Origin of the sequence: Mycobacterium sp. 1245801.1 (assembly GCF_001673055.1) — a bacterium.
Lineage (GTDB): Bacteria > Actinomycetota > Actinomycetes > Mycobacteriales > Mycobacteriaceae > Mycobacterium > Mycobacterium europaeum_A.
The window spans coordinates 1-10,251 of record NZ_LZKY01000027.1 but is presented as its reverse complement, the minus strand read 5'-3'; the positions used below and the strand labels follow the sequence as shown (position 1 = coordinate 10,251).

Here is a 10,251-nt window from a genome sequence, read left to right as displayed (position 1 = left end):
GGCGAGTTGACCGTCGCCGCCGTCGAGCAGTCCCTGGACGAGGCCGCGGTGCGCTACGACCGGGACGGCGACCAGCACTACGACGTCATCAGCGCCTTCATCAAGTCGATCCGCGGCTCCGACGTCGACGCCGCGCTGCACTATCTGGCCCGCATGCTGGTCGCCGGGGAAGACCCGCGGTTCGTCGCGCGCCGGCTGATGATCCTGGCCAGCGAGGACATCGGCATGGCCGACTCGACCGCGCTGCAGGTGGCGGTCGCGGCCGCGCAGACCGTCGCGCTGATCGGGATGCCCGAGGCGCAGCTCACCCTGGCGCACTGCACGGTCTATCTGGCCACCGCGCCGAAGTCGAACGCGGTCACCACGGCGCTGGGTGCGGCGATGAGCGACATCAGGGCCGGCAAGGCCGGACTGGTTCCGCCGCACCTGCGCGACGGGCACTATTCGGGCGCCGCCGGGCTGGGCAACGCGCAGGGCTACAAGTACTCGCATGATCACCCGGATGGCGTTGTCGCGCAACAGTATCCACCCGACGAGCTGGTCGGTGTCGACTACTACCGGCCCACCGGCCGCGGCGGTGAACGCGAAATGGCCGGCCGGCTGGACCGATTGCGCGCGATCATCCGCAACAAGAGGGGACGGTCATGAAGGTCTTCACCGACGAGGAGATGGGCCGGCTGCTGCCCACCGCCAAGCCCTACAGTGTCGTCATCCTCAAGCGCGGCCCCAGGTTCGGCGACGAGTCGTCGGTCGGCGTGATCTGGGAGCACGGCCGGCGCAATTTCGGGCTGCGCGACGACGGGGTGCTCGCGGTGGTCCTGCCGGTCAGCGACGAGTCCGACGTCTGCGGCGTCGGAGTCTTCGCGGCGACGGTCGACGAGACCACCGGGATCATGAGCGAGGACCCCGGGGTCGCCGCGGGCGTCTTCACCTACGAGGTGCACGCCTGCCGCGGGTTCCCCGGCGACGCCTTGCCCTAGGCCCAGCCTGATTGCCCGGCTAGACCAGCTCGGGCACCCGCAGGTGGGCGATGGCCAGCTCGAACTCGGCCACGTCGATCACCTCGGCGCCCAGCTCGCGCACCCGCCTGCTGCGCAGTTCGCTGGCCCGGTCGCGGTTGCGGGCCATCGCCTCCATCGAGTCGAACGTGGAGCAGGTGACCGCCCGGCGGCACGCGGGGTGGTCGACGAGCAGGCTGGCGCTGCAGAACCCGTCGAGGTCCTCCAGCTCGGGCAGCACCGAGGACCGGTAGAAGTCCAGCGACCGGGTGAGCTGATCCGGCACCACCTTGAGCCAGGTGGCGCGCACGCACGCACCCTGTCGGGACGGGTGGTCGCGGTGCAGCAGGGCGATGTCCCATTCCTCGATCCGCGCGCTGCCGTCGAACATCAGCGCGGCCCGGTCACGGATGGGCGCGACCCGCTCGGCGCTGCCGCGCATCGCCTCGATGGTCTCCCACGAGCTGGTCGCGATGCAGGTGCCGGATTGCCGGTCGACCAACAGCGACAGCCCCACGCACCCGTCGATCTCGGTGAGGGCGGGCATGACGACGTCGCGAACGTGCGCAATTCCGATGTCGACCGACAGGGGTTGCGCCTGGATGGTGGTGGAACGTGCGTACACGGTCGACCCCTTCTGTCTCGGGGCGGCACCCCGGTGGCGCCACCGGTCCCACCAGTTACCTTCCTCCTGCCGGTTGCGTGCCGCAATGCCCAACTGTGGCCGCGCTCACAAACGATTGGCTGGTCGCGACGGTCGGGCCGTAGGCTTGTCCGGGTGCATACCGATGTGTTGGACGTGGACACCTCGCGCCGCCGCATCGTCGATCTCACCGAAGCGGTGCGCGGGTTCTGCTGGTCGCGCGGGGACGGCCTGTGCAACGTGTTCGTCCCGCACGCCACGGCGGGGGTGGCCATCATCGAGACGGGTGCCGGTTCCGACGACGACCTGGTCGACACGCTGGAACGGCTGCTGCCGCGCGACGACCGGTACCGGCACTCGCACGGCTCCCCGGGCCACGGCGCCGACCATGTGATGCCGGCGCTCGTCGCGCCGTCGGTGACGGTGCCGGTCTCGGGCGGGGAGCCGATGCTGGGCACGTGGCAAAGCATCGTCCTGGTCGACCTGAACCGGGACAACCCCCAACGCTCGGTCCGGCTGAGCTTTCTGGAGGGTTAGCGGCCGGACGCCCGGCGCGCCGGGGCAGGTACTGTGAGCGGTCGAAATGCGTCGTTAGATGGGCTTCTCACACCCGGCGAATAGGCTGGGAGCCAGACGTCGAAGTAACGGAAAGAAGCGGGCTGGAAAGTGCAGACACACGAGATCAGGAAGCGGTTTCTTGATCATTTCGTGAAGGCGGGCCACACCGAGGTGCCGAGCGCATCGGTGATCCTCGACGACCCCAACCTGCTGTTCGTCAACGCGGGCATGGTGCAGTTCGTGCCCTACTTCCTGGGCGCGCGCACTCCCGAGTACTCGACCGCCACCAGCATCCAAAAGTGCATCCGCACGCCCGATATCGACGAGGTCGGCATCACCACCCGACACAACACGTTCTTTCAGATGGCGGGCAACTTCTCGTTCGGCGACTACTTCAAGCGCCGCGCCATCGAGCTGGCCTGGACCCTGCTGACCAACAGCGTCGAGCAGGGCGGCTACGGCCTGGATCCCGAACGCATCTGGACGACGGTCTTTTTCGACGACGACGAGGCCGTGCAGCTGTGGCAGGAGATCGCCGGCCTGCCCTCCGATCGCATCCAGCGCCGCGGCATGGAAGACAACTACTGGTCGATGGGCATCCCCGGCCCGTGCGGCCCGTCCTCGGAGATCTACTACGACCGCGGGCCGGAGTTCGGCATCGAGGGCGGCCCGATCGCCAACGAGGACCGCTACATCGAGATCTGGAATCTCGTGTTCATGCAGAACGAGCGCGGCGAGGGCACCGGCAAGGCCGACTTCGAGATCCTGGGGCCGTTGCCGCGCAAGAACATTGACACCGGCATGGGCGTGGAGCGGGTCGCGTTCATCCTGCAGGGCGTGCACAACGTCTACGAGACCGACCTGCTGCGCCCGGTCATCGACACCGCCGCCGCCCGGGCGCCCCGCGGGTATGACGTGGGCAACCACGACGACGACGTGCGCTACCGGGTGATCGCCGACCACAGCCGCACCGCCGCCATCCTGATCGGCGACGGCGTCACGCCGGGCAACGACGGCCGCGGCTACGTGCTGCGCCGGCTGCTGCGCCGGGTGATCCGCTCGGCCAGGCTGCTCGACATCGAGGGGCCCATCGTCGGCGACCTGATGGCCACGGTGCGCGACGCGATGGGGCCGTCGTACCCCGAGCTGGTCGCCGACTTCGACCGGATCCGGCGCATCGCCGTCGCCGAGGAGACCGCGTTCAACCGCACGCTGGCGGCGGGCTCGAAGCTATTCGACGAGGTGGCCGGCACCACCAAATCCTCTGGCGCGAAGTCGATTTCGGGCGCGGACGCCTTCACCTTGCACGACACCTACGGATTCCCGATCGAGCTCACGCTGGAGATGGCGTCGGAGGCCGGCCTGCACGTGGACGAGGTCGGCTTCCGGGAACTGATGGCCGAGCAGCGCCGGCGCGCCAAGGCCGACGCCGCCGCGCGCAAACACGCCCACGCCGACCTGACCGCCTACCGCGAGCTGGTCGACGCCGGGCCGACCGAGTTCACCGGCTTCGACGAATTGACTTCCGAGGCAAGGATTTTGGGCATCTTCGTGGACGGCAAGCGGGTTCCGGTGGTCACCCACGGCACCGAGGGGGCCGACCGCGTCGAACTGGTGCTGGATCGCACGCCGCTGTACGCCGAGGCCGGCGGCCAGATCGCCGACGAGGGCACCATCAGCGGAACGGGCGCCGGCGAGACCGCCCGCGCCGCGGTCACCGATGTGCAGAAGATCGCCAAAACCCTGTGGGTGCACCGGGTCAACGTCGAGTCCGGCGAGTTCGTCGAGGGCGACACCGTCGTCGCGGCGGTCGACCCGCAGTGGCGCCGCGGCGCCACCCAGGGCCACTCCGGCACCCACATGGTGCACGCGGCACTGCGACAGGTGCTGGGCCCCAACGCCGTTCAGGCCGGCTCGCTCAACCGGCCGGGCTATTTGCGGTTCGACTTCAACTGGCAGGGGCCGCTGTCCGAAGAGCAGCGCACCCAGGTCGAAGAGGTGACCAACCAGGCCGTGCAGGCCGACTTCGAGGTGCACACCTTCACCGAGCGGCTGGAGAAGGCCAAGGCGATGGGCGCGATGGCCATGTTCGGCGAGGCCTACCCCGACGAGGTGCGGGTGGTGGAGATCGGCGGCCCCTTCTCGCTGGAGCTCTGCGGTGGAACCCACGTGCACAACTCGGCGCAGATCGGGCCGGTGACCATCCTGGGCGAATCCTCGGTCGGTTCCGGGGTGCGCCGGGTGGAGGCCTACGTCGGGCTGGAGTCGTTCCGGCACCTGGCCAAGGAACGCGCGTTGATGGCGGGGCTGGCGTCGACGCTGAAGGTGCCCTCCGACGAGGTGCCCGCCCGGGTGGCCAACCTGGTGGAGCGCCTCAAGGCGGCGGAAAAGGAACTCGAACGCGCCCGGCTGGCCGGCGCCCGGGCCGCCGCGACCAACGCCGCGGCGGGCGCGGAGCGCATCGGTAACGTCCGGGTGGTGGCGCAACGGATGTCCGGCGGGATGACGGCGGGCGATCTGCGCTCCCTGGTCGGCGACATCCGCGGCAAGCTGGGCAGCGATCCCGCGGTGGTCGCGCTGATCGCCGAGGGCGAGGGCGGGTCGGTGCCCTACGCCGTCGCCGCCAATCCGGCCGCCCAGGACCTGGGGCTTCGCGCCAACGACCTGGTCAAGCAGCTCGCGGCGACCGTCGACGGCCGCGGCGGTGGCAAGGCGGACCTGGCGCAGGGATCCGGCAAGGATCCGGCGGGCATCGACGCAGCGCTCGACGCGGTACGGTCCGAGATCGCCGTGATAGCGCGGGTCGATTGAGTGGTCTTGACACAGCACCGCTCGCCTGACCGGCCCGGCGATCCTCACCAGGACCCCGGCCGGGGACGACGGCTCGGCATCGACGTGGGCAGCGTGCGCATCGGCGTGGCCTGCAGCGACCCCGACGCCATCCTGGCCACCCCGGTGGAGACCGTGCGCCGCGACCGCAACGGCAAGCACCTGCGGCGGCTGGCCGCGCTGGTCGCCGAATACGAAGCCGTCGAGGTGGTGGTCGGATTGCCGCGCACGCTGGCCGATCGCACCGGCCCGGGCCCTCGACGCGATCGAGGTGGCCGACGCGTTGGCCCGGCGCATCGCCCCGGTGCCGGTGCGATTGGCCGACGAGCGGCTGACCACCGTGGCCGCCCAGCGCTCGCTGCGCGCGGCCGGGATGCGGGCCAAAGAACAGCGTGCGGTGATCGATCAGGCCGCGGCGGTGGCGATCCTGCAGAGTTGGCTGGATCAGCGCCGCGCGGCGGTGGCGGGGGAGCTCAGCGATGGTTGACAGCGCACGGCGGGAACGGGCCGAGCCCGAGGCGGTGGGCCCGCCGTCGGGGCGCAGGTCGAGCCGGGTCGCCCGAAAGGCCGAGCGGGGCCGCCGGCGGCGGCGCTTCGCCGGCAAGGTCGCGCTGGCGATCTTCGTCGTGGTGGTGCTCGCCGGCGTCTTCGCGGGCGGCAAGCTGTGGCACACGTTGTTCGGGCCCGGCGACGACTACACCGGCAGCGGCAAGCGGGACCTGGTGATTCAGGTCCAGGCCGGTGACTCGACCACCAACATCGGTGAGACGCTGCAAAAACAGCAGGTCATCAAGACGGTGCGGGCGTTCGTCAACGCCGCGCACGGCAACAGCGCCATCAACGCGATCCAGCCGGGTTTCTACCGGCTGCGCACCGAGATCCCGGCCGCCAACGCCGTCGCGCGGCTGACCGACCCGAAGAGCCGGGTGGGCCGGCTGGTCATCCCCGAGGGCCGTCAGCTCGACGACACCACCGACATGAAGACCAACGTGGTGACGCCGGGAATCCTGACGCTGATCTCGCGCGCCACCTGCGTCGACCTGGACGGGGACACCCGCTGCGTCCCGGTGGAGGGCCTGCGGGCCGCCGCCACCAACAGTTCTCCCTTGGCGTTGGCGGTGCCGGCCTGGGCCACCGAACCCGTCGGTGAACTCGGCAAGGACCACCGCCGCATCGAGGGGCTGATCGGGCCGGGCACCTTCAACATCGATCCGTCCGCGTCGCCCGAGGCCATCCTGGCCACCCTGATCGGCGCCGGCGCCGAGGAGTACGTCAAGTCCGGGCTGGTGGACACCGCCCAGGCCATGGGCCTGTCGCCCTACGACATCCTGGTGGTGGCGTCGCTGGTGCAGCAGGAGTCCAACTCCCAGGACTTCGCCAAGGTGGCGCAGGTCATCTACAACCGGCTGCACGCCCACCACACGCTCGAGTTCGACTCGTCGGTCAACTACCCGCTGGACCGCCGCGAGGTGGCCACCAGCGACGCCGACCGGGCCCAGAAGACGCCGTGGAACACCTATGTGTCGCAGGGCCTGCCGGCCACCGCAATCTGTTCGCCCGGCACCGACGCGCTCAACGCCGCCGAGCACCCGCAGCCCGGTGACTGGCTGTACTTCGTCACCATCGACGCGCAGGGCACGACGCTGTTCACCCGCGACTATCAACAACACCTGGCCAACATCGAGCTGGCTAAGCACAACGGTGTCCTCGACAGCACCCCCCGCTAGCCCGGCGCCGCGCAAGGCGGCCGTGCTCGGCAAGCCGATCGCCCACTCGAAATCCCCGCAGTTGCACCTGGCGGCCTACCGCGCGCTGGGCCTGGATGACTGGACCTACGAGCGCATCGAGTGCGACGCCGAGCAGCTGCCCGGCGTGGTGGGCGGCCTCGGGCCGGAATGGGTCGGGCTGTCGGTGACCATGCCCGGCAAGTTCGCCGCCCTGCGCTTCGCCGACGAGCGGACCGACCGGGCGCGGCGGGTGGGCTCGGCCAACACCCTGGTCCGCACGCCGACTGGCTGGCGGGCCGACAACACCGACATCGACGGCGTCAGTGGGGCGTTGGCGTCAACAGGTGGGGCCTCTGGATGGGCGCTGGTCTGTGGATCGGGCGGCACGGCTCCGGCGGCCGTCGCCGGCCTGGCCCAACTGGGCGTCGCCGGCGTCACCGTGGTGGCCCGCAACCCCGGCAAGGCGGCCCGGCTGGTCGAGCTGGGCGGCGAACTGGGTGTGCCGACCCGGTTCTGCGACCTGGACGGCGGGGGGCTGGCCGACGAGGTGGCGGGCGCCGAGGTGCTGGTCAGCACCATCCCGGCGGACGTGGCCGCGCGCTATGCCGGCACCTTCGGACGCATCGGCGTGCTGCTCGACGCCGTCTATGACCCGTGGCCCACGCCGCTGGCCGCCGCGGTGAGCGCCGCCGGTGGCCGGGTGATCAGTGGTCTGCAGATGCTGCTGCACCAGGCCTTCGCGCAGGTGGAACAGTTCACCGGGCGGCCCGCGCCGCGCGAGGCCATGACTTGCGCGGTGGCCGCACCGGATTAGCCTGCCGCGCATGCGAATTGCGGCGGCGTGTCTGGTGCTGGCCTGGCTGGCGGCGTTGAGCGGCTATGACATCCGGGAGCGCCGGCTGCCCAACGCGCTGACGCTGACCGGGGCCGCGACGATTCTGGCGGCCGCCGCCCTGGCCGGCCGCGGCGCGCCGGCGGCGGCCGGAACCGTCGCGCTGACCGCGATCTACCTCGCCGTGCACTGCGGGTCGCGGGGCGCCATGGGCGCCGGCGACGTCAAGCTGGCCCTCGGCCTGGGCGCGTTGACCGGGTGCTTCGGCGTGGGCGCATGGTTCCTGGCGGCGCTGGGGGCGCCGCTGCTGACCGCGGCGTTGGGGATGGCGGCCCGGCTTCCGGGCGATGGCACGGCCACGGTGCCGCACGGGCCGTCGATGTGTCTGGCCAGCGCGGCGGGCGTCGGGCTGGCGCTGCTCTGAGGCCGTCAGTTCGGGACGGTGGTGGGCCGCAGCAGCGGCAACAATTGTTCGCCGAGCCGGACCGTCTCCGACTTGTACGGGGTGTCCGACAGCACGAAGTGGGTGACCCCTAGGTCGGCGTATTTGCGCAGCGCGGCGGCGACCTCGACGGCCGACCCGACCAGCCACGTCGTCCCGGCGCCCTCGCCGCCGTATTTGCTCGGCGCCGTATACAGGCAAGAATCCAGCACTTCTCCCCGCCCGGCGAGATCGGTCAGCCGCCGCTGGCCCGCGGACCCCGCCGGGTCGTGCAGCAGCATCATCGTGGGCGTGCCGGCCAGCTTGGCGACCTTCGCCTCGGCGTCGCGCCAGGCCTCCTCGGACGTGTCGCGCACCAGGGTGGTGACACGCAGGCCGAACTCCAGCGGCGCGTGCTCGCGACCGAGCTTGTCGGACAACGACTTCAGCCTGTCGATGCGTTCGGCGATGCCGTCCAGCGGCTCGCCCCAGAACAGTTGGACATCGGCATCGGTCGCGGCGACCTGCTCGGCGGCCTCCGACGCCCCACCGAAGTAGAGCTTGGGGTGCCGGCCTTCGTCCGCACCGGTCGGGCGCGGCTGCAGCGTCGAGTGTTCGACACGGTAGAACTCGCCGCGGAAGGTGACGTCGTCCTCGCTCCACAACCGGCGGACCAGGCGGATGAATTCGCGGGTGCGGTCGTAGCGGCGCGCCTTGTCGACCTCCGGGTCGCCGTAGGCGGCCAGGTCATCGGCCCCGCTGACGACGTTGACCAGCAGCCGGCCGTTGTTGAGCCGATCCAGCGTTGCCGCCGCACTGGCGAAATGCGCCGGGTGCCAATAGCCCGGGCGGACCGCCACCAGTGGCGCGAAGTTGGTGGTGCGCGCGGCGATCGCCGTCGCCACCGTGAACGTGTCCGGCCGGCCCCAGCCGGTGCCGATCAGCGCGCCTTCCCAGCCGTGTTGCTCGGCGCGCAGCGCCAGGTCGACCGAATAGTCCAGGCTTCCCCAGCCGTCGACGGTGTCGTCGCCTCGATGGCCCGGCTCGACGGTATTCGGTATGTACCAGAGAAATTGACCCACCAGACAACATGCTGGCACATGACCGCGCGGCCGCATCTGCCGTCGGCGCTTAACGCGTGGTCAGGTCAGGAATCACCGCGGATGAAAGTCCACCGGCCGCCGAAAAAATTCAGCACGCAGGAAACCGTTGCCCGCGGCGTCGGCTCCTGACAGCCTTTCGGGCTGGCTGTCGTACACGCGACATCGATTCATCCAGGAAGGCCTTGACCCGCATGCCCGTTGGACCCCAGAGCGACGGCGTGCTCGCCGAAATCGCGGCCGATTACCGCCTGCGCCTGGCCAACGGCGGAACCGAGCCGCCGCTGCGTGGCCTCAAGCTCGTCCGGGAACAGCGGTGGGGCGCGGTGCGATTGGCCCGCGAACACGGCGGCGCCGGCTACTCGGTGGCCGAATTCTTCGACCACCTCATCGCGCTCGGCGCCGCCGATCCGGATCTGGCGCACATCCTGCGGATCCACTACGCGTTGGTCGAGGAGCTACAGGTCACACCGCGGCGGCCGGGCAGCGACCGGTGGATCGCGGTGGTCGCCGAGGGCGGGTTGATCGGTGGTGCCAACGCCGAGAAGAGCCAGAAGCCAGTGGGCGGCAACGACCGTGACACCCGGCTGGTCGGCGGCGCGGACGGGCTGCGGCTGCGGGGCCGGAAGTTCTACAGCACCGGCGCGCAGTTCTCCGACTATCTGCGCATCACCGCCCAGGACGACGACGGCATCCCGACCGCCGTGGTGATCCCGGTGGACCGGGCCGGCGTCGAGCACCTCGACGACTGGGACGGCATTGGCCAGCGTCAAACAGGCAGCGGCACAACGGTATTCCACGACGTCGCTGTCGCGCCCGACGAGGTGTTCCCGCTGGCCGACACCATCGGGGTGAATCGCTCCCGGGGCGCGCTGATGCAACTGTATCTGCACGCGATAGCCGCGGGCATTCTGCGGTCCCTGACCGCCGACGCCGCGGCGCTGGTGCGGGGGCGGCGACGCACCTACACCTTCGCCAGCGTCGAGGAGCCCACCGCGGATCCGCAGCTGCTGCAGATCGTCGGCGAGATCGACGCGGTGGCATACGCCGCCCAGGCGCTGGTGCACAGCGCCGCGGCCGAACTCGCTCCCGCGTTGCAGGCGGCGCGCAACACCGGGATCGATCCCGAGCTGGAAACCAGGT

General features: G+C 70.6%; 9 protein-coding genes and 2 pseudogenes. 9 read left to right on the top strand and 2 right to left on the bottom strand.

Features of this window, described 5'->3' with window-relative positions:
• Together A5622_RS01765 and A5622_RS01760 are read left to right on the top strand one after the other, a co-directional pair.
• A pseudogene (locus tag A5622_RS01765) lies at positions 1–648 on the top strand (replication-associated recombination protein A); the annotation flags it as partial.
• Positions 645–980 carry a hypothetical protein gene (locus A5622_RS01760; protein ID WP_066863527.1) on the top strand — a complete coding sequence of 112 codons (336 nt, stop codon included), beginning with the start codon at positions 645–647 and terminating at the stop codon, positions 978–980. The pseudogene A5622_RS01765 and the gene A5622_RS01760, both read left to right, overlap by 4 nt.
• Positions 981–999: 19 nt before the next feature.
• Here A5622_RS01760 and A5622_RS01755 read toward each other — a convergent pair whose 3' ends face one another.
• Positions 1,000–1,623 carry a hypothetical protein gene (locus A5622_RS01755; RefSeq protein WP_066876286.1) on the bottom strand — a complete coding sequence of 208 codons (624 nt, stop codon included), beginning with the start codon at positions 1,621–1,623 and terminating at the stop codon, positions 1,000–1,002.
• A gap of 165 nt (positions 1,624–1,788) precedes the next feature.
• Between A5622_RS01755 and A5622_RS01750 the strand changes: the two genes are divergently transcribed.
• From A5622_RS01750 to A5622_RS01725, 6 genes and pseudogenes are all read left to right on the top strand, one after another.
• Positions 1,789–2,178, top strand: coding sequence for a secondary thiamine-phosphate synthase enzyme YjbQ (locus A5622_RS01750; protein ID WP_197497906.1), 390 nt, complete (start codon positions 1,789–1,791; stop codon positions 2,176–2,178).
• Positions 2,179–2,307: 129 nt separating this feature from the next.
• The gene (gene alaS / locus A5622_RS01745; protein ID WP_066876284.1) at positions 2,308–5,010 is read left to right on the top strand and encodes an alanine--tRNA ligase; all 2,703 of its coding nucleotides are present in this window, start codon (positions 2,308–2,310) and stop codon (positions 5,008–5,010) included.
• Positions 5,011–5,515, top strand: a pseudogene (ruvX, locus tag A5622_RS01740) (Holliday junction resolvase RuvX).
• Entirely contained in the window at positions 5,508–6,755 is a 1,248-nt protein-coding gene (gene mltG, locus A5622_RS01735) for an endolytic transglycosylase MltG (RefSeq protein ID WP_066876282.1), read from the top strand. Before ruvX ends, mltG begins: the two are co-directional and overlap by 8 nt.
• The gene (locus A5622_RS01730; RefSeq protein ID WP_066876280.1) at positions 6,730–7,569 is read left to right on the top strand and encodes a shikimate dehydrogenase; all 840 of its coding nucleotides are present in this window, start codon (positions 6,730–6,732) and stop codon (positions 7,567–7,569) included. Before mltG ends, A5622_RS01730 begins: the two co-directional genes overlap by 26 nt.
• Positions 7,570–7,579: 10 nt before the next feature.
• Positions 7,580–8,011, top strand: a complete 432-nt coding sequence (locus A5622_RS01725; RefSeq protein WP_066876278.1) for an A24 family peptidase — start codon at positions 7,580–7,582, stop codon at positions 8,009–8,011.
• Between the two features lie 5 nt (positions 8,012–8,016).
• Here A5622_RS01725 and A5622_RS01720 read toward each other — a convergent pair whose 3' ends face one another.
• Positions 8,017–9,126: an LLM class flavin-dependent oxidoreductase gene (locus tag A5622_RS01720; RefSeq protein WP_066876277.1), complete on the bottom strand. Its 1,110-nt coding sequence runs from the start codon at positions 9,124–9,126 to the stop codon at positions 8,017–8,019.
• Positions 9,127–9,302: 176 nt separating this feature from the next.
• Here A5622_RS01720 and A5622_RS01715 point away from each other — a divergent pair.
• Positions 9,303–10,251 (top strand): acyl-CoA dehydrogenase (locus tag A5622_RS01715; RefSeq protein ID WP_066876275.1); only part of this gene is annotated, 949 nt, incomplete at its 3' end.